15 protein-coding genes are annotated in these 19,440 nt (G+C 31.3%); 5 read left to right on the forward strand and 10 right to left on the reverse strand.

Features of this window, described 5'->3' with window-relative positions; genetic code table 11:
* Positions 1-96: 96 nt before the first annotated feature.
* From KMW28_RS26165 to KMW28_RS26190, 6 genes are all read right to left on the reverse strand, one after another.
* Entirely contained in the window at positions 97-813 is a 717-nt protein-coding gene (locus KMW28_RS26165) for a hypothetical protein (RefSeq protein WP_169663845.1), read from the reverse strand.
* 3 nt (positions 814-816) lie between these two features.
* Positions 817-1,374 (reverse strand): hypothetical protein, encoded by a 558-nt coding sequence (locus KMW28_RS26170; protein WP_169663846.1) that lies wholly within the window; start codon positions 1,372-1,374, stop codon positions 817-819.
* Positions 1,364-1,900, reverse strand: a complete 537-nt coding sequence (locus KMW28_RS26175; protein ID WP_169663847.1) for a PH domain-containing protein — start codon at positions 1,898-1,900, stop codon at positions 1,364-1,366. The genes KMW28_RS26170 and KMW28_RS26175 overlap by 11 nt, the downstream gene beginning before the upstream one ends.
* A 163-nt stretch (positions 1,901-2,063) precedes the next feature.
* A complete protein-coding gene (locus KMW28_RS26180; RefSeq protein WP_169663848.1) occupies positions 2,064-3,134 on the reverse strand; it encodes a DUF2652 domain-containing protein in 1,071 nt (356 codons plus the stop codon).
* 243 nt (positions 3,135-3,377) lie between these two features.
* Positions 3,378-4,067, reverse strand: coding sequence for an HAD family hydrolase (locus KMW28_RS26185; protein WP_169663849.1), 690 nt, complete (start codon positions 4,065-4,067; stop codon positions 3,378-3,380).
* An 84-nt stretch (positions 4,068-4,151) separates the two neighbouring features.
* Positions 4,152-4,382, reverse strand: a complete 231-nt coding sequence (locus KMW28_RS26190; protein WP_169663850.1) for a hypothetical protein — start codon at positions 4,380-4,382, stop codon at positions 4,152-4,154.
* 163 nt (positions 4,383-4,545) lie between these two features.
* Between KMW28_RS26190 and KMW28_RS26195 the strand changes: the two genes are divergently transcribed.
* From KMW28_RS26195 to KMW28_RS26215, 5 genes are all read left to right on the forward strand, one after another.
* The gene (locus KMW28_RS26195; RefSeq protein ID WP_169663851.1) at positions 4,546-6,660 is read left to right on the forward strand and encodes a T9SS type A sorting domain-containing protein; all 2,115 of its coding nucleotides are present in this window, start codon (positions 4,546-4,548) and stop codon (positions 6,658-6,660) included.
* 221 nt (positions 6,661-6,881) lie between these two features.
* The gene (katG, locus tag KMW28_RS26200) at positions 6,882-9,182 is read left to right on the forward strand and encodes a catalase/peroxidase HPI (RefSeq protein ID WP_169663852.1); all 2,301 of its coding nucleotides are present in this window, start codon (positions 6,882-6,884) and stop codon (positions 9,180-9,182) included.
* Between the two features lie 105 nt (positions 9,183-9,287).
* Positions 9,288-10,034, forward strand: coding sequence for a hypothetical protein (locus KMW28_RS26205; protein ID WP_169663853.1), 747 nt, complete (start codon positions 9,288-9,290; stop codon positions 10,032-10,034).
* A 28-nt stretch (positions 10,035-10,062) separates the two neighbouring features.
* A complete protein-coding gene (locus tag KMW28_RS26210) occupies positions 10,063-10,902 on the forward strand; it encodes a hypothetical protein (protein ID WP_169663854.1) in 840 nt (279 codons plus the stop codon).
* Positions 10,903-10,915: 13 nt separating this feature from the next.
* Positions 10,916-11,746 carry a hypothetical protein gene (locus KMW28_RS26215; RefSeq protein ID WP_169663855.1) on the forward strand — a complete coding sequence of 277 codons (831 nt, stop codon included), beginning with the start codon at positions 10,916-10,918 and terminating at the stop codon, positions 11,744-11,746.
* A gap of 73 nt (positions 11,747-11,819) precedes the next feature.
* Here the strand turns inward: KMW28_RS26215 and KMW28_RS26220 are convergent, their stop codons facing one another.
* The 4 genes from KMW28_RS26220 to KMW28_RS26235 all read right to left on the reverse strand — a co-directional run bounded on the left by KMW28_RS26220 (position 11,820) and on the right by KMW28_RS26235 (position 19,419).
* The gene (locus tag KMW28_RS26220) at positions 11,820-12,725 is read right to left on the reverse strand and encodes a hypothetical protein (protein ID WP_169663856.1); all 906 of its coding nucleotides are present in this window, start codon (positions 12,723-12,725) and stop codon (positions 11,820-11,822) included.
* On the reverse strand, positions 12,718-14,610 hold the full coding sequence (locus KMW28_RS26225) for a SusD/RagB family nutrient-binding outer membrane lipoprotein (protein WP_169663857.1): 1,893 nt from the start codon (positions 14,608-14,610) through the stop codon (positions 12,718-12,720). Before KMW28_RS26225 ends, KMW28_RS26220 begins: the two co-directional genes overlap by 8 nt.
* A 297-nt stretch (positions 14,611-14,907) precedes the next feature.
* A complete protein-coding gene (locus KMW28_RS26230) occupies positions 14,908-16,227 on the reverse strand; it encodes a metal-dependent hydrolase family protein (RefSeq protein WP_169663858.1) in 1,320 nt (439 codons plus the stop codon).
* 186 nt (positions 16,228-16,413) lie between these two features.
* The gene (locus KMW28_RS26235) at positions 16,414-19,419 is read right to left on the reverse strand and encodes a GH92 family glycosyl hydrolase (protein ID WP_169663859.1); all 3,006 of its coding nucleotides are present in this window, start codon (positions 19,417-19,419) and stop codon (positions 16,414-16,416) included.
* Positions 19,420-19,440 lie beyond the last annotated feature (21 nt).

The raw sequence follows: 19,440 nt of genomic DNA on the forward strand, positions 1-19,440 counted from the left end.
TTTATTATAAAACACCCAATCTAGACAGGTTGGGTGTTTTTTTTATAAAAATAACAATAAATTCTTATGACCTATAATATTATTTTTTTTTTACTTTTAAATATTTTTTCTGAGTTGATTTTTGTAATAATGTCTCCATCTATTGGTAAATGCATTAGCTATAAATTCATCTTTAGGTTTTATGTATTCGAATTTTATGATATTACCTTTCTTGTATTTCAACACAATTACTTTATTTCTTTTTCTTACCTGTATATTTTGATAATTTGGTTCATAAATTTTCCATTTTCCCGAGCGTTGTTGATTTCTAAATTTTCCACTTATTAAAAAATCATTTTGATTCATGTCAACATATATTCTGAAATTGCTATTCTGTTTCTTTTGTAATGTATGAAGAGCTTTTAATTCAAATTTAAAATTTTCAGTAGAATCTTTTTTCAGATGTTTAAAACATCCATTATTAATTCTAACAGCAATGTCTTTTAATGAATAAAAATTTAAATAAAATATATAAGTCTCATTTTCAATTGGTTCCCAATAACAATTATCAAGTTTATCTATTTCGAGGAATTTAATATCTTGAGAAAGATCACCTTTAAAGACATCAGTAATCTTTATTTTAAAGGTAGTATAATCATCCTCTAATTCATCTTGTATAATTTTATCTTCAATTTTGTTTATAATCATTACTTCTATAATAGCATTTGCATTATCATATTCATATAAATCAAAATTCTCAGGTAAATAACAGCTACACGCCATTGTTTGGATTGAAACGAAAAGAAATGGTAGTAAGGCTAGTGTTTTAAGCATCTTTTATTTTAATAGTTTCGACATATCAACATCACAATTTCTACAAAAAAAGCTAGTAGTATCATTTTTCAATAAGCCAATTATTGTAGAATCTTCATATTCATAAAAATACTGAATGTTCCAAGCAGCTGAATTATAAGAGACTAACCTATTATCCATTATAAAATAATATGCTTCTTCATCTATACTTTTCTCATCGTCATAATAATACTTTCTTACAATCTTCTTTTTATTATTTACTAAATAATTCTTTTCATCTACAAGAGGAAGCTGAGTTTGCCAACTAAAAATTTTTGAGATGTTATTTGTATCAATTTGAAAAGATTGACTAAAGAATGATTCTTGACCATCTATTATTTCCAGACCAAAATAATGTTCTAATCTATTTTCTTTTTCTCTTATTATCAAACTACTTGTATCAGAACTCTGAAATTTGTTCATACTATAGCGTTCGATAATGACATTATGAACTTCTTCTTTTTTATGATTACATGATGGTAAAACCATAATGAACAATAGTAAAATATGAAGTAAATACGTTTTTAACTTTTCATTTCTCATTTTTCATTTCTTTCAAAAGATCTTTTATCTCTGTCAATAACTCCACAACTTGAGAGTCATTGGATACTTCAGTAACTTTTTCTACTTTACTTTCATTTTTCAATAAAGCCCTTTGTTCCAAAACTTTATCTTTAAAATCTTGAGTATTTACAATACCCACCAATTTCATATCACTCCCTTGAGGATTACTTTGTCCAGCTGTTTCGATTTTTAGAATACGAAGATCAAATATCCTTAGTAATGGGTTTTCTATGAAGGTGAGATCTTGAATGTTTTCAAGCGGAATGGTTTTTTCAACTTTGAACATCATCCCTTTTTTAAATTCAAGATGCTTAGAAGTTAGATTGCATTTGATATTCTTATAGTAACTGTGACTTATATATTGTCCTAAACCTAAAATCCAAAAAGGAAGTAATGGAATACCAATAAATGATATTAGCAGAAGTACTGCTCCATAGGTAAACATATAGGCTTTAATCTTAGGGTTAAATTCCGCCGATTGTACGATTTCAGAGTGTGCTTGCATAGTATTTAATTTTCAATGGATCTCACAGAAACATTAAATAACTAAAGATGTCATTATTAATGAGGAGTGAGAATATAGTTTAGTAATATAAAAATTCAATATGAAGAGAAAAGTAGTAAATAACAATGAAATACAAATTAAAATAATGTAATTATCATGATAATTATGATTGCTCTAATATCCTTTTCAAATTCAAAAAGTTCTTTAGCGTAGTTTTTTTAAATACTCTTTTCAAAACTAACGCAATGAATATACTATTAAAAAAGTTTTTAGGCGTTATGTAAACTTCAATAGTTACTTTTGTCCTATTGTCGTTGATAGTTTTAAATAAATAGAAGTTTTGTACCGCTTTTACTGGTCCAACTGCTTCTGTAGATTCTCCATACACATTAATCCCTGCAGGAGCATCTTTTGTGATTGTCACAAAATTGAGATGCTTGCCATTGATAATACACACATGTTCTGAACCTTCACGAGTGACCTCATTTTCATTAAATTCATAAGCATCTACTCCTATCGACCATTCATGACGGTATTTGTAATTGGTCACATATTCCATCACTTTTAGTTTTGGGACATCAAATTCTAAATCGATAGTAAATGTTGGCGACCCCTTAGGCTGAACTTTATGGGCAAATGAATAAGGTTTGAGTTGTAATTCTTCCTTATTGATAGTTGAATATACATATTTCAATTCCTCTCCATCATGAATATCACTTCCTGATTCAAACTGAAATAATTTACTCTTATAATTATCGGCCAATCCAACATCCTCCTGAATATTTGATGTAAACAACACATAATTATTGCTATCTACTGAATTTTTTAAAAGTCTGTGTAGCTGTATTACTTCCGTTCCAAATGGCTTTCTTTTTCCTTGTAAATTGATAAACTGAATATCGCCACAATGCACTATTATTTTCAGTTCCAAGTTTGGAGCAGTAAGGCAAGCGTTACATGGACAAATTCTATTATTTTTAAGAAGTTCCAAGTGAGAATAAAATGCAGTGTACATATGTTCCACTTGTGCCATTATTTTTTCTAATGTAGGCACTTCTTCCTTATAAAAAAACAAAGCATCTCCTTCTACTTCAGCTAACTCTAAATCGAGTATATTCGACTGAATAAGAATAGTGAGTAATTCTTGAATAACATGCTGACTATGTTCTGCCTCTGTACTTTGAATGAATTCGGTGAAGCCAGAAATATCAGGAAGAAAGAGAAAAGATTTCATTAATTATTTGTTGGTGTTTTTTGGGTCTTTGTATTCGTAAATTGACTTTTTAGGTTGACCAAAATATCGCTGATAGACATTCATTAAAAATCTTACTGGCCAAGTGATTACTCTTATGACATAATAAAAAGAACTGCTCACAAACATACAGGCCATGAAAAATAACATGAAAAATGTTTCAAAAGCTGCTACAAATAAAAGCAGAAATTTCTTTATTATGGAAGTGAAAAATGACTTCATAGTCTAAAGAATATTTTTGATATCAGCAATGTTGTTTAGGACCTTAAACTGATTTGAAGTTTCAATTTCGTGATCAATCATTTCGTGTGCCCAAGTAGTATGGAAAGGAACATGATATGCATTTCCTCCTAATTCTAACACAGGGACAATATCAGATTTTAAAGAGTTGCCGATCATTAAAAATTCAGACGGTTCTACATCTAAATGTTTAATTAACTTACTATACTCTTCGGGTGTTTTTTCTGATACAATCTCAATATGGTGAAAATATTTTTCTAAATTCGATTTTTTTACCTTACTCTCTTGTTCCAAAAGATCACCTTTAGTAGCCACTACCAATCGGTATTTTCCTTTTAGGTATTCTAAAGTCTCTATCACACCATCAAGTAATTCGATAGGATTCTTAAGCATTTTTTTTCCTAATTCGATGATTTGCAAAATCTCATCAGAAGTTACTTTTCCATTGGTAAACGTCACCGCACCTTCGATCATAGAAAGAGATAGTCCTCTTGTTCCATAGCCATAAAGTGATATGTTATGAATCACTAAATCAAAAAGTTGTTTCTTTAATTCTTCTTCAGGAAGATATTTTGATAACACTTTAAAATAATTTTCTTCGAACTCTCTAAAGAAAGGCTCGTTAATCCATAAGGTATCATCGGCATCAAAAGCGATTACTTTAATATTTTGCATTTTACTTGTTATGTGATAAGATCATCAAAATTAAGCATTATGCTACAATTTTAAATTATATGACTATCGAATAATATTGAATATTTATCTTGGAATAACATCAATGAATGTTCTTTTTACATCAAGCCAATATTGCTCATCTGTTTTTAGATTTGTGCTTTTTTCAAAATCAAGAAGCACTTTGTGAAAACTTTCTACCCAAAAAGGAGTTTCATCCTCCCTATCAATTATTGAAGATAATACTTGAAATAGGTTTTCTTTATTCTCTGATTGAATACTTTCAAAAAGATCTTTCTGTATATTGTTTGTTACCATACGTATTATTTATTTCGCACGATTATAATTAGTAGTAGAGATAAATGCGAATATAAGAGGGGTAAAATTATTTTCGTATAGATTATTCCACATTACTTTTCACAAATGCCCGTAATATGCTGATAAATAATTAAAAATTGTAACTAACAACTTTCCTTTTGAAATGAAATTTAGATTTTTATCACTATTCATTGGCTTATATATTACACTTTTATCTATAGAAGTGTTAGCACAAACAAATATTACCGTGTATCCAAATACACAGCGCTTTATAGGTGATGTATCTACTTTTGATCGATCGAAGTATTTACAAGCACATATTTGGTTTGGTAATGAACCTAATGATGTTGACTTCAAATCATTCAAATCAACTTACAATATTGATGAAAACTATATCGGTTCAAGAAGATTTTGGAGTCCATTAGGATTAGTCAAAAATGGAGTAATTCCTAATATTAGAAATAATTATTCTGGAGTAAGAAGCGTAAATAATCACGTTGATACTGGTAGATCTGGAAGTTTAATGTACGATGAAAATGTAGATTATTCTACTGTAGACATTACTGATTTTTCAATTGAAGTAGCTGAATTTGTAGCAAAAAATTATCGAGATGAATGGAATCCGGTTCCTAAGTATATTGAACCTTTTAACGAACCCATGATTCATGCTGCAGATCATTATCCAGGAAGTTATAATTCTGCAAAAACAGATGAAATTGTGACTAAGATTTGTCAATTTCATCAACACTTAGGAAAGGCAGTACGTGATATTCCAGAATTAGAAAATATGAAAGTGATAGGTTATGCATCAGCATGGCCAGAATTCGAAAATGGTGATTTCTCTTTGTGGAATTCTAGATATAAAAAGTTTATTGATATTGCCGGTGAAGATATTGATTTATTCTCTATCCATTTATACGATGGTGTAGGGCTAAATAATACAGGAGGTAGAAGATCAGGATCTAATTCGGAAGCAATTTTAGACCTAATTGAGGCTTACAGCTTCTTAAAGTTTGGAAAGGTAAAACCTATAGCAATTACTGAATACGGTAGATTAGTTGCTGATCAAGAAGGTTGGACTTGGAATAATGGACAATCGAATTATCATCCCATTGAAAATTCTCAAGCTGTAAGATCTCAAATTCATATGGCCATGAGTTTTATGGAAAGAGGTGAACAAATTGAAATGGCCATCCCTTTCTCTACTCAAAAAATCAATCCTAAAGAAAAGTATTCTAAAGCTGCATTATGGACATTGAATGATGATCAAGAGTGGGAATTGACATCGAGAAAATACTTCTTTGAAGTATGGAAAGATGTGAAAGGAGAAAGAGTAAAAATCGAAAATGACAACGTTGATGTTCAGTCAATGGCTTTTGTGGATGACAATAAAATGTATGTTATTTTGAATAATCTAAACGATGAAACTCAAAACATCAACTTAAAATTGAATGATAACATTGGGATTGATAAAATTGACATCAAACAGTTAAAAGTATATGTTGATCAATTACCAGAACTTTCAAATCAAACTTTAAATGAAATTCCAGAAAGTTTACCTATTCAATATGGTGAAACTATTGTTGTGACTTACCATTTTACTGATGTTGTTGATTTATCAAATACTTTATTTGAAAAGAAATACTATGCTTCAACTTACTTGAAACCTATCATATCAAATACAGAACAACAGTTTACCATCAAAAATGTAACGAAAGAGGCCGGGAATGGTAAACTTAGAATTGGTGTAGGTAGAGATATTGGTAAAAGTTTATTGCCAACAATTAAAGTAAATGGTCAACAAGTCATCATTGATGGCGATATAATTAAAGGTTATGACCAAGCGAATCGTAGTAGATTCTTTGGTATCCTCGAAATTCCTTTTGATCAAGTTTTGTTGAAATCAGGATCGAATCAAATAAGTGTGATGTTTAACGATCAGGGAGGTCATATATCTTCAGTAGCGATGATTGTAAATACTTCTACTAAAGCTGCAGATATTGTTGAGGATGAAGATGATATTACTTCTATAGAATATCATGGATCTGAGAATATTAAGGTTTTCCCTAACCCAGCCCAAAAGGAGATTAATTTAGTATTTAATACTCCCGGTGTGGCTCAAATTAGGTTATTAGATTTACAAGGAAAACTTATAATGGAATATATATCAGACCTTCAACATCAAGTAATTCCTACAGATGATTTACAAAAGGGATTATATATTCTAAAAGTGAATCAAGCAGATTTTATTGAAACACATAAGATACTAGTAAAATAAAATAAAAGCGTATGGCAATTGTAATAAAGTCATACGCTTTTTTGTCATTTAACTCACTAAAATTTAGATCATATAATAAATAATTATAGTTTCATAAATAATATCAATTTTACTTACACCTCTATTCTATCTACTTTTGTATTACGGTTTAGCTAGTCAATCATATCAAAAACCATCGAAATATCAGTCAGCTAAATCATAATTAACCAAACTTAAATAGAATGAAAAAATTACTCAGACTTTCTATGTTATCATTAATAGTGATAGCATCAGCGTGTTCAAGCAGCAACGACGAAACAACAAGTAAAGAAAAATCGTCTGGAGGATGTCCATTTGGATTTGATAAACTCCATAAGAAAGAGCAGATTAAAACTGCAAAAACCAATAGAGATTGGTGGCCTAACCAACTAAATGTGGGTATTCTTGCTCAAAATTCTGAGAAGACCAACCCAATGGGTGAAGCATTTAATTACGAAAAAGAATTTGAAAAACTAGATTATTTTGCTTTAAAAGCAGATATAAAGAAAGTACTTACTACATCTCAAGATTGGTGGCCGGCCGATTATGGTAACTATGGTCCGCTATTTGTCCGTATGGCATGGCATAGTGCTGGTACGTACAGAACTGGTGATGGTCGTGGAGGTACAAGAATGGGTATTCAACGATTTGCACCACAAAACAGCTGGCCGGATAACGGTAACCTTGATAAAGCTAGGCGTTTACTTTGGCCTATTAAACAGAAATATGGAGATCAAATCTCTTGGGCTGACTTAATGATCTTAACAGGAAATGTAGCTTTAGAATCAATGGGATTCAAAACTATTGGTTTTGCAGGTGGTAGAGAAGATGTATGGGAACCACAGAACGATATTTATTGGGGATCTGAAGCTGGATGGCTTGAATCAAAACGTCTTAATGAAGATGGTGAATTAGATTTAGATGTAGAAAATCCATTGGCTGCGGTACAAATGGGCTTGATTTATGTAAATCCAGAAGGACCAAATGGAAACCCTGATCCATTAGCATCAGCAAAAAATATTAGAATCTCATTCGGGAGAATGGGTATGAATGATAAAGAGACGGTAGCATTAATTGCAGGCGGTCACTCTTTCGGTAAGACACACGGTGCTGGAGATGCAAAACATGTTGGAGCAGCACCTGAAGGCGCAAAAATTGAGGAACAAGGTTTCGGTTGGAAAAGTTCTTACAAATCTGGTAAAGGAAAAGATGCTATTACTTCTGGTCTTGAAGTAGTTTGGACACCAACTCCTACACGTTGGAGTCACTCGTTTATTAATTTATTGATGACCAACGAATGGGAATTAACTAAAAGTCCTGCGGGGGCTCATCAATGGGTGGCAAAAGATGTTGGAGAGATTATTCCTGATGCTTACGATAAGAAGAAAAGACATCGTCCAACAATGCTAACTTCAGATTTAGCATTAAAAGAAGATCCTGCTTACAGAAAAGTGATGGAAGGATTTATGGAGGATCCCCTATCATTTGATAAAGCATTTGCAGAAGCTTGGTTTAAATTAACGCATAGAGATATGGGGCCAAAATCAACTTACCTTGGACCGGAGATTCCAAAAGATGAATTTATTTGGCAAGATCCAACACCCATTTCAAATCATAAAGTTATTTCTAAAGCTGATATCAATAAATTAAAAACGGAGATATTAAAATCAGGTATTCCTCATAATGAATTGATAGAAACAGCATGGGCTTCTGCTTCATCTTACAGAGGTTCTGACCGTAGAGGTGGCGCAAATGGTGCTAGAATTCGCTTGGCTCCCCAAGTAAATTGGGAAAGCAACAACCCTACTCAGTTGAAAAAAGTACTAGCTAAATATGAAGCAATTCAAAAGAAATTCAATTCGGGAAATAAAAAAGTATCAATCGCTGATTTGATCGTTCTTGGTGGAACTGCTGCTGTTGAAGAAGCTGCTAAAAGAGGTGGTTATAACATTACGGTTCCATTTACTCCTGGTCGTACAGATGCCACTCAAGAACAAACTGATGTAGAATCTTTTGCGGTACTTGAACCTATGGCGGATGGTTTTAGAAATTACCAAAAGAAAAAATTTACGCTTACAACTGAAGAATTACTGATTGACAAAGCACAGCTACTTACGCTAACTGCTCCAGAAATGACCGTTTTATTAGGAGGTATGCGTTCTTTAAATGCCAATTTTGATAATTCTAAATTAGGTATTTTAACAAACAAACCTGGTACATTATCAAATGACTTTTTCGTAAATCTATTAAGCATGGACTACGAATGGAAAGCTGTAAATGATGATGAATTAGAATTTATTGGATCAAATAGAGATACAACTCAAGAAGTTTGGAGAGCAACGAGAGCGGACTTAATCTTTGGCTCAAACTCTGAGTTAAGAGCAATTGCAGAAGTATATGCAAGTGAAACGTCAAAAGAAAAGTTTGTAAGAGACTTTATTAAAGCATGGACAAAAGTGATGAACTTAGATAGGTTTGATATTGATAGACCTGATTCGGTTTAATTTTCTAACATAAACTAAATTAAAGGAATACAGAAATGTATTCCTTTTTTTATGTACATTTAAACATTGTTTAAACTAATACTCTTCATTAACTAACCATTTTTTATGTTTAAGAAACTAATTATTATCTACTCTATTTTAATGGCACTATTGACATTGTTCTTTGAAGGACAGACAGTTATTGATCTAATTGGACACATTAAAACAAACATTCATTACTTTGTTTATTTATGTTTTTTCTCTACTAATGCACTGTTGGCTTTAATATATTTGATAAAATCAAAAAAACTTGAACTCAATATCTTCTTTAAAATTCATATTATTGTTCATAGTGTGTTTTTTGTGGGAAGTTTGGTAGTGGGTATTATTACAAAAAAATATTACTTCCTTACAGACGACCTTAAATTTCTTTTCTTATTTAGTAATGCAGGTTTATTCACTATCCTAGGAAATGCTTATTTTATTAAACACTCTACTCAACTTCCTGAAGAACAGAAATACACCTCACGTTTTAAAAGTATCACTTTAAGATTTTTTGAAATCGCATTTATTTCAAACATTGTATGGTTAGTATTTTTTGATATGAGTTTTAATATTGATTTCAAAAGTCCAAATGAATTTGCGATCTATCTCTTGGGCATCCTATTTGTCTATTTTGTCTATGTAGAATCTGTTTTCCAACAGAGTATTAGTATGATTTATTTAAATTCATATATCAAAAGTGACCAAAGAGGGATCTTAAAAGTGATAAAAAGAAATCTATTTAAAATGTTTGTCCCATATTGGTTACTAAAATTCTTAGGTATAAAAATGGACGATTCTCCATATAAAGATATTTCTCTCAAAAATTAATTCTACTATAATTTTCGCAAAAAATATCATGCTACATTTTTTTAAACTTCAGACACTTCTCCTTCTTTGTTTTACATTTTATTGTCAAGCACAAGACATCATTACATTTAAAAATGGTGATGAGATAGATATATCCATACAAAAAACAAATAAAAGATTTGTTATAGGAATATCTGAAAATCAAAAGGTGAAATATCCTTTGAGTAATATTTATTTGATTCAATATCAAGATAGTACAACTGATATTGTAGGCTACAATAAAAACATGAGGCAAATTAGCTTGAAAAAGTTTGCAATTGGTATTGGAGCAGGATTAATGAATCTTGATTATAAAACAAATTCGGAACATAATACTATGTCTTTTCATAGAAATTTATATGCTACTTTTTACACTAATTACTCAAAACACTGGTCGTTAGGCTACGAGTTAACTATGCTATTACAAGAAAATATTGGTTCTAACAGAGAAAGAAATGTTTATCAACAAACAAGTTTTAACCATGTTATAAAAACAAAGTATAGTTTGGGTAATTACGATCGGAGAATATATTTTGGGTTTGGTATTGGGATATTTAATCCTACGGTTGTACTGAATGGAATTCAGAAGTATGAACCAGAATATCAATATATTGGTCCTGAAAACTTTGGCTACTCATTCACTAAGTTTGGCATATCACCCGAGGTGGGCATAAATTTCAATAATTTTCAAATTAGTTTAACTTATGTTTATCTTCCTAAACATTATATAGCAGTTGAAGACATTCCTAAGGAGTATAATTATGATTTAAATGGAAATAGAGAGATTACCTTAACAATGTATGAGTTTAAGATAGCATATCATTTTCAGATTGGTAAAAAACTAAACTAACTTATTTATGAACATGAAAACATCTATTCTTCTATCTATCATTACATTATTATTCATAAGCCATCACAATTATGCACAAGACATCATTGTATTAAAGGATGGTAGAAAGCTTAAAGGAAAATCCTCTATCAATTCCGATTCAACTTACTCAATCACAGTGGATAAATCGGGTAAATCGATAACTTTTAATTATAAGGAAAAGGACTTATACTATTTAAAACAAAAAGGCCAGAAACCTCAATTATTTGATGTTGAAAATCAAAAAGTAAAATCAAAACCACTATTAACTACAGGTATTGGTTTTTCATTTAATAATATAAACATTGATAACAAAATATCAGATTCAGGCGATTTTTACCTCACCTTCCATACCTACTATCATTTTTCTCCTCATTTTCAATTGGGATTTGAATTGAATAGTGAGTTTTTTAGAAGCACTTTGGTAAGAGGCCGTTATTTCTTTGGTAAAGACAGAAGGCTTCAACTGTTTACTTCCTTAGGTATTGGCTTTTACAGTTATAATAAGAACACTGAAAAGTTTTTAGATATTTTCTACCACCTCAATGAGATCTCCAATAATTTTGGTATTTCTCCTGAAATTGGTGTAGATATAAAAAATTGGTTTCAAATTTCAATAGCATATGATTATGTGAATATTAAGAACAGTAATTTATACCATCGTGATCTTAAAGTTGCTGGACGAGAATTGTATTACTCTACTAACAATTTATATGTAGATGAATCAGGAAATAAAGATAATAAATTACAGAAGATGACCAATTTAAAATTGAAATTCTTATTTAATATAGATTATGGGAGAAAATGGTATAAGAAAAAACAATGATTTAATTAATTAAATTACTTTTAAATAATACAAAAGACCTACTTTTGATAAGTAGGTCTTTTATATTATTATATTAATCACAACTGATCCCTAATGATTCGAATGAGAGATCGTTTTCTTTCTCTGAAGTAAAATACTCGTTTATATCATATACTTGATGATATGAACTTATATATTCATGTTCATTTTGATATATTGGTTCACAAAAGCTATATTCTTTTGAAAAATGTTCGCTTTTACTTATTCCTTCGATATTATAAAATACTAAATACTCGTCATCATAAATAAAATAGTTTCCTTTCTCTTCATTAGATGATTTTCTTATCATTGATATTTCATTAGAAAAATTCTTTTCAACTATCAAATCAACGTTAGTTACATTAAACGAACCATTAGGTTGAAAGGTATACCATATATTTGTTTTTTTAATAATATGTTCATCAGAATATGAATGATTGGTTAGGTTTGTATTCTCATTAAATGACTTATAGCGATGATCTTTTTCCATAATGCTATTTCTAACCTCACTTTCATTGATATTAGACTGCTGGTTATAATTAGATTTAGTGACACAATCTACTTTATGTTCTGAGAAATAATCTAATTCCATTTCACCATTCACCCTATTTCTCTCCATTCTATACACAAGATCTAATTCAAAATAAAAGTAAGTTTGATCACCTTCAAATTCATAAGTTCCTTTACTTCTTATTTTAGTAACGATATCAGTAGTAGGTATACCCTGATTATAGACTTTAACATATGTAAGCTTTTCAGATTGGAAGGTATTATCTTCTAGCAAATAATAAATAAGTAAAGTTCCTTTCTTATCACCATTTTCTGATACTTTTTCATCATAATATGTCATTGTATCAACAATATTCCCTTCAATCCACGATAACTCATCTAGAAGATCTTTTTGGCATGAACTGACTAAAAGAATTCCTAATAATAGTATTGATTTAAATGTTTTATTCATCTTTTTTAGAGTAATATTGTTTTAAGTTCATTAAAGTATTTAATGGAAGATAACCACCTTGATTTTGAATCGCTTCTGTTACATTTTGTGTATTCTTTTCTAGTTCGTCAGATGAATAAGGAAACCTATATGGTCGTTCAAAATTGTCCTCTGAAGAATGAAATAACTCAATTTCTTTTGTACCAATTCCAATAGCACTTGAATACATAATAGGATCTTTATCAAATATTTTTACTGAATGCGTTCTCTCATCGTTTGATATAAATGATTTAAGAAAAGAAGGTCCACCTGTTCTATTCACTAAGCTAAATGAAGAATAACCATTTGGGATTAATGAAATCCAATGTTCGGTGACAATTAGATCTCTCTTATCTGTTGCTTCATTATATTTTTTTAGTAAGCGATCAACATATTCTATTTTTGCAGATTCAAGGTTGTAATTACTATTCGTTTGATGTTTATACAAATTTGAATAACTCATTTCGAAAAAATCACCAGGAAAATTCATCTCCCTATATTTCGTCTGAGATAGGGTTAGTGCATTTTTAAAAGCATCCACATCATTAATTCCATATTCAGGTAAAACATTGGCTTCAGCAACTAAATAAGAAACTTCATCTGCACCGATAACTAAACTTGGTGTTGTAGCATTAAAAGTTGCAGGATTAATTCCAGCTAAGGTTAATAACTGACCTTGTTCTATAAAATGATAATTTGAATAATTATCTCCAAAAACAGAATAATATTTAAATGCTAGCTGATCTTCATTAGTTTCTGCGTTGTGAAATAAAGTAGGAACTTCTTGTGAATTACCCATTCTAACTCCTCTGTAATGTACCTTTTTAAAATCTCCGCTATCTTCTGCTTTTGCAAATGGGTCAAAATTTCGATATAAAGAAAAGGGATTTGATATTGCGTCTGCGGTTCCATAACTACGGTCATAATGTGCAACAATTCTAAACAATCTAGGATCAAAATTTCCTTGCATATATTTCAAAGCCACATCAGAAATAAAAGTTTCTGAAAAACCACCCACTCTACCTTGGATTGCTACACCCGTACCATTTACCTTATCGCTCCAAGGGTTATAATCATCAGAATGCTCAATATAAGGTGCATCATCCCAAGATTTTATATAGCCGTAAAAGTTTTCATATCCTAGCTTGAATACTTCAGCCCCACGAGATGGGTTTGCTTCTGATAACATTAAACCTATCTTTATAAGTAGTGAGTTAGCTAATTTAGTATATCTAAACTGACTCGAGCTATTAGTATTATAATAATCAGTATATTTTAGAGTACTCTTATCTAATATTCCAATTTTATTTCTCGACTCAATCAAATCTTCTACCATATATTCCAATACTTTTTCTTGAGAGTCATACTCCAGTAAATAAAGACCATCATGATAGTAATCTCTACAATTCTTTACATAGGGAATGTCTCCATAAATCTCTGTTAATCGTAGTAGGTTGACTACTTTTACTATCCTAAAAATTGAATGAATGTATTCTAATTCTTCAATTCCTTCTGTTTCATATAGACCTTTTTCAATTGATGGTAAAATTTGATTTAAAATTAAATAAAAAGTTTCCCCATGAAATGAACTATTATATGAAAACCCTGGGTTTGCAGAAAAAGTTGTTCCGATATTTTGAGAAATTTGACCTGATGTCAATAGATTACCTCTCCAAGCTTCATGACCACTAGAATACATTGCTGTTTGTGCTATTCTTAGGTTTTCTTGGATATCATCCATTATTTCTTGAGGAGGTCTTTGCTCTTTAGTTTTGATTTCTCCATCGGTCATTTCTAGTTGATCGTCTAGAAGATTTTGGCATCCAAAAATGAGACACAATAGAAGAATTGTTGTCAGATGTTTCAATTGATTTTAGATTTAGATTAAAAAATTAGGTTTAGTTCTATTACAAATAGTCACTTTATAAGGGATATAAAATTAAGTGTTTGTATTTAAACAATATCTAAAAATTCAAAAAACATTGAGTACAACTCATTTATATAACTGACAATCTGTATTATAAATTCTCAAAAAAGATTAAGTGTTAATGTGATTTTAGTGCAAATACCATTGACTTTTATAAAATATCAGTAGAATAAATAATAATAAAGATAGAAACACGGCTTACTATTTACATAATAAGTCGTGTTTCTATTTTAACCTTTAGTCCTCAAGCGTATTCTTATAAATCACACCATCTTTCATTATCATCTTGAAATTATTTTCTGGATCTGCCACCAAATTAATATCTTCTAGAGGATTACCATCAACAATAATCATATCAGCATAGGCTCCTTCTTGAACAACTCCTAACGGTCCTTCTTGATAAGGGTGACGTGAACCAGCCATTTCTAACATTTCGGCATTACCTGAAGTAGCAATTCTTAATACTTCGTAGGGTGAATACCATTTGCCTAATCTAGCTAATAATAAACTTTGATTTTTAGTATTCTCAGCATCGAATAAAATGTCGGTACCAAAAGAAACTTTTACTCCAATTTTGGCCGCTTTTTGATATACATTATCTACTGCTTTTACCACTTGTAACCATTTCTCTTGGCTTCCAGGATCAGCAAATGAATTATCTCCTTCTAAGAATGGTTGTGGACTTAACCAAACACCTTTGTCTTTCATTAATTGTAATGTAGAATCTGATGCAAAGAAACCATGTTCAATAGACTTAACACCCGCATTTACTGATGCAATGATTCCTTTATCAATCATTACATGCGATAGTACATATGTTCCGTAATTTTCAGCTTCTTCAACCACTGCTTTGATTTCATCTACTGAGTACTCCATCACTTCTAAAGGATCATATTCAGAAGATACACCGCCGCCTGTACAAATTTTAATCTGAGTTGCTCCATATTTTAAGATTTCTCGAGTTACTTTTCTGACCTCAGGAACACCATCAGCGGTAATAGCCATCATGTTTTTCTCCCAATAACTCATCTCTCCAGATGTTTTTCTTGGTTCATCCAAAACACAATAGTGATCGGCATGACCTGTTGTCTGACTCATAAAAGGACCTGATGGTAAAATTCTATGGCCAGGATACTCTCCTGCATCAATTAATTTCTTCACTGCAAATGGATTCCCACCTGGATCACGAACTGTAGTAAATCCTCTTAACAATGTTTCCTCTGCCCCTTTCATACTTCGAATAGCCACTTCTGGCATATCTCCTTGGTTCATAAATAGTACCTCAGCAGGTGTATAGGCATAGGAAGTATGCCAATGTGCATCAATTAGTCCGGGGATTAATGTTTTTCCTTCTCCTTGGATGATTTGAGCAGAATCTACATCGATATGTTTTCCAATTTTGTGGACTTTATTTCCATGTATTAATACATCTACTCCTTTTAATAGCTTTTCATTTTTTCCATCAAAAACATCAATATTTTTAATTAGAATATCATCTTGAGCAAAAAGACCAAAGCTTGCAAAAAAGCAAATGAATAAATAAACGATTTTTTTCATAATGTATTAAGTATTAAAGATTTGACTTTCGTGAGATCCCTTTTCCTTTCCTTAATCTCACAATACAAATGTCATTGTTTCACCTTAAAGTTATTTACATCATTTGTTTTTGATTTTACACAAAAAAGTCAAAACAAAAAGGCCCATGGTTTCCCATAGGCCTCAAGCTATAAAACAATAAAATAATTAGTTTACATAAATTTCATCCACCATTAAGAAAGGAGTTTGTCCTGCTCCTCCATGCCACTTCGGCATTCCTCCATAGTTTTGAATTTCTACTTTAATGTATCTTGCTTTTTGATTTCCTAGAGATACACTATTAGTAATGATCTTATGTTCATGATTATCTACAATATCATAAGTTTCTGTTACCACCTTTTTCCATTTCTTTTGATCTGTACTTGTCCAAACAGTAATGGCTTTTGGTGGGAAAATCCATACATAAGTATTCGATAACGTATTGTATTTTAACTGTTTTACATCAGTAACTTGACCAAGGTCTAAAATAGCTTCAAGATTATTTTTAATGAACCCATTCCATTTTCCGTCAGCAAAAGTATCTGATGCTAATTTCTGATCAATTAATTGACTACCATCAGTCGCACCATAATCTTCTGTTTCGTGCATCAATTTAATCTTAGGAAATCCATTACCTAAACGGGCAGATAATGTTTTGATATATTGATGTTCAAACGTTTTACTATTAATCAAACCTTTTTGGAAAGCTTTTGCTTTTAAAGTTGATGTTCTATTGATACGAATTCCATTTACATATTTCTTTGATGAAGCTGTAGGCTCACTCCCATCTAAAGTATATCTAATCTCAGCTTCCTTATTGTTACAATACAATTTGATATTTAACGAGGTACCAAAGAAGTTCTCAGTATTTGATGAATAAGGAGTATTCGTCACTCTTTGCTTCACTTCGGGAATTGATGCTACATTTTTTCCTGGAGTAGCCTCCTCTGTAATTCCCCATTCTTTATTTGGAGTAGATTGCATATCAAAAACCAATTCGCCGCCTTCCATTATTTGATTATGAGTGATGTAGGCTTTCTCCAATGTCTTTCCATTCAGTTTGACCGATTTGATATATACATTTTCTTTAGAAGCATTATTTACTTTCACTTTAAATGTTTTTCCATCTTCTAAATGTACTGTGGCAGATTTCACTTTAGGAGAACCAATAATGTAATTTAAATCGCCAGGAGTTACAGGATAAAATCCTAATGATGAGAAAAGGTACCAAGCAGACATTTGACCTAGATCTTCATTATTCACTAAACCATCGGGATCATTGTGGTAAAACTCATCCATTACCTGATGCACCAACTTTTGAGTTTTCCATGGTTGTTGTGCATAAACATAGAAGTAAGGTATTTGATGCCCGGGTTCGTCACCATGACCGTATTTACCAACAAATCCAGAAATATCCACATGTTGTGCGCCACCTAGTGTAGTAGTATCAGCTAGAATAGAATCAATCTTTTCAGCAAACTGTTGAGGTCCGCCAAACATACTCATGTAGGCTTTTACATCGTGGGGTACATACATACTGTATGCCCAAATATTACCTGATACATAATTCTTTACCAAATCGTCCCAAGTTTTGGTCGATACATTAGGAACAGTACCATCACTCATTTTTGGTAATAGATAGCCTGAATTTTTATCAAATAATGCTCTGTACCCTTTAGATCTATCTAGATATAATTTTTCGTTTTCTACATCACCTAATTTATGGGCTACTTGAGCAATCGTCCAATCGTAATAATTTTGCTCTGTAGTTTTTGATACTGATGATCCAATTTCTCCAGGAACATAATAGAATTTCAAATAATCATCCATCCCATTTACATCGTAATTTGGAGAATGCTTTCCCAGATAATTTGATGCTGATAACATAGTTTGATATGCTGTATTAGCATCAATACCTGGAATATCTTTTAGAATGGCATCCGCAATTGGTGAAACCGTATTGTACCCAATCATACAAATGTTATCATGACCGATGGCTTCCCAAATAGGTAATTCTACATCAGAAACAGTTTTTCTTGATACTAGTGAATTAACAAACTCGGCGGTTTTTTCTTTTTCTATAATAGTAAATAATGGATGCAAGGCACGGAAGGTATCCCAAGTTGAATAATTAGAATACTGTGGGTAATCTGTGTGAAATACATTTCCTTCAACAACATAATTCCCATCTACATCAGATAGTAAATTGGGTGAGATAAAAGAATGATACATACCTGTCATGAATACGAATTTATCGTCTTCACTCAGTGTTTCAACTTCAATTTTATTCAATTTTTCTCTCCATAATTGTTGTGCTTGGAAAAGTGCTTGATCAAACGTTTTGTCTTCAGCTTCTGCTTCAAAGTTCTTTTTAGCACCTTCATAACTGACATTTGATAGGGCTACTTTTAAAACTAGCTTTTCACCACTTTTTACTTCAAATGTAACTACGGCTTTCGCTCTTTCGTCTTCTAACTTTTTGATATTGCTTTTAGGCGCATCATTGTTGGTAAGCAAAGATGCTTTGAATGGTTTTGAAAATTCAGCATAAAAATAAACAGTTCTTTTACCGGCTTCTCCATCGGCTTTTTTGTAACCTCTCAGGCTATGATCATCTAATATCTCCACTGAAGTACCAAATATCGTTTCCATCAAATGATGTGTAGGATCGAACACCACATTGACTTCTTCATCTTTATGAAAGGTATACTGATGAAAACCTACTCTTGGAGTAGCTGTCAATTCTACATCAATATTATCATCCAAAAGATTTACAGAGTAATATCCTGCTTTAGCCACTTCTTTATCATGTGAAAAACGTGAGCGGTATCCATTTTCCGGGTGTTCTTCTGTTCCTGCTGAAGTTGAGGGTTTTCCTACAGTAGGCATGACCAAGATATCTCCTAATCCAGCCAAGCCTGCACCACTAAAATGAGTATGTGCAAAACCTTTAATTACAGTATCTGAGTAGTGATATCCTGAACACCAATTCCAATTTTTAAAATCGTTACTAGGACTCAATTGAACCATACCAAAAGGTGTAGTCGCCCCAGGAAAAGTATGACCAATACCATCTGTACCGATCATAGGGTTTACATAATCGATATTCTCTTTTTGAGTACAACTTATAAGTATAAATGTACTCAAAATGAAAGCAATAAAATTTCTCATCATTTCAAATAGGTAATAAAAAAC

Origin of the sequence: Flammeovirga yaeyamensis (assembly GCF_018736045.1) — a bacterium.
Classification (GTDB): Bacteria; Bacteroidota; Bacteroidia; order Cytophagales; family Flammeovirgaceae; genus Flammeovirga; species Flammeovirga yaeyamensis.

What these genes read in the sequence shown, in the direction of transcription:
- KMW28_RS26205 (WP_169663853.1), top strand. Translation starts at nt 9,288, where the DNA reads ATGTTTAAGAAACTAATTATTATCTACTCTATTTTAATGGCACTATTG.
- KMW28_RS26170 (WP_169663846.1), bottom strand. Translation starts at nt 1,374, where the DNA reads ATGAGAAATGAAAAGTTAAAAACGTATTTACTTCATATTTTACTATTG.
- KMW28_RS26230 (WP_169663858.1), bottom strand. Translation starts at nt 16,227, where the DNA reads ATGAAAAAAATCGTTTATTTATTCATTTGCTTTTTTGCAAGCTTTGGT.
- KMW28_RS26190 (WP_169663850.1), bottom strand. Translation starts at nt 4,382, where the DNA reads ATGGTAACAAACAATATACAGAAAGATCTTTTTGAAAGTATTCAATCA.
- KMW28_RS26180 (WP_169663848.1), bottom strand. Translation starts at nt 3,134, where the DNA reads ATGAAATCTTTTCTCTTTCTTCCTGATATTTCTGGCTTCACCGAATTC.
- KMW28_RS26235 (WP_169663859.1), bottom strand. Translation starts at nt 19,419, where the DNA reads ATGATGAGAAATTTTATTGCTTTCATTTTGAGTACATTTATACTTATA.
- KMW28_RS26185 (WP_169663849.1), bottom strand. Translation starts at nt 4,067, where the DNA reads ATGCAAAATATTAAAGTAATCGCTTTTGATGCCGATGATACCTTATGG.
- KMW28_RS26210 (WP_169663854.1), top strand. Translation starts at nt 10,063, where the DNA reads ATGCTACATTTTTTTAAACTTCAGACACTTCTCCTTCTTTGTTTTACA.
- KMW28_RS26220 (WP_169663856.1), bottom strand. Translation starts at nt 12,725, where the DNA reads ATGAATAAAACATTTAAATCAATACTATTATTAGGAATTCTTTTAGTC.
- KMW28_RS26165 (WP_169663845.1), bottom strand. Translation starts at nt 813, where the DNA reads ATGCTTAAAACACTAGCCTTACTACCATTTCTTTTCGTTTCAATCCAA.
- KMW28_RS26195 (WP_169663851.1), top strand. Translation starts at nt 4,546, where the DNA reads ATGAAATTTAGATTTTTATCACTATTCATTGGCTTATATATTACACTT.
- KMW28_RS26215 (WP_169663855.1), top strand. Translation starts at nt 10,916, where the DNA reads ATGAAAACATCTATTCTTCTATCTATCATTACATTATTATTCATAAGC.
- katG (WP_169663852.1), top strand. Translation starts at nt 6,882, where the DNA reads ATGAAAAAATTACTCAGACTTTCTATGTTATCATTAATAGTGATAGCA.
- KMW28_RS26175 (WP_169663847.1), bottom strand. Translation starts at nt 1,900, where the DNA reads ATGCAAGCACACTCTGAAATCGTACAATCGGCGGAATTTAACCCTAAG.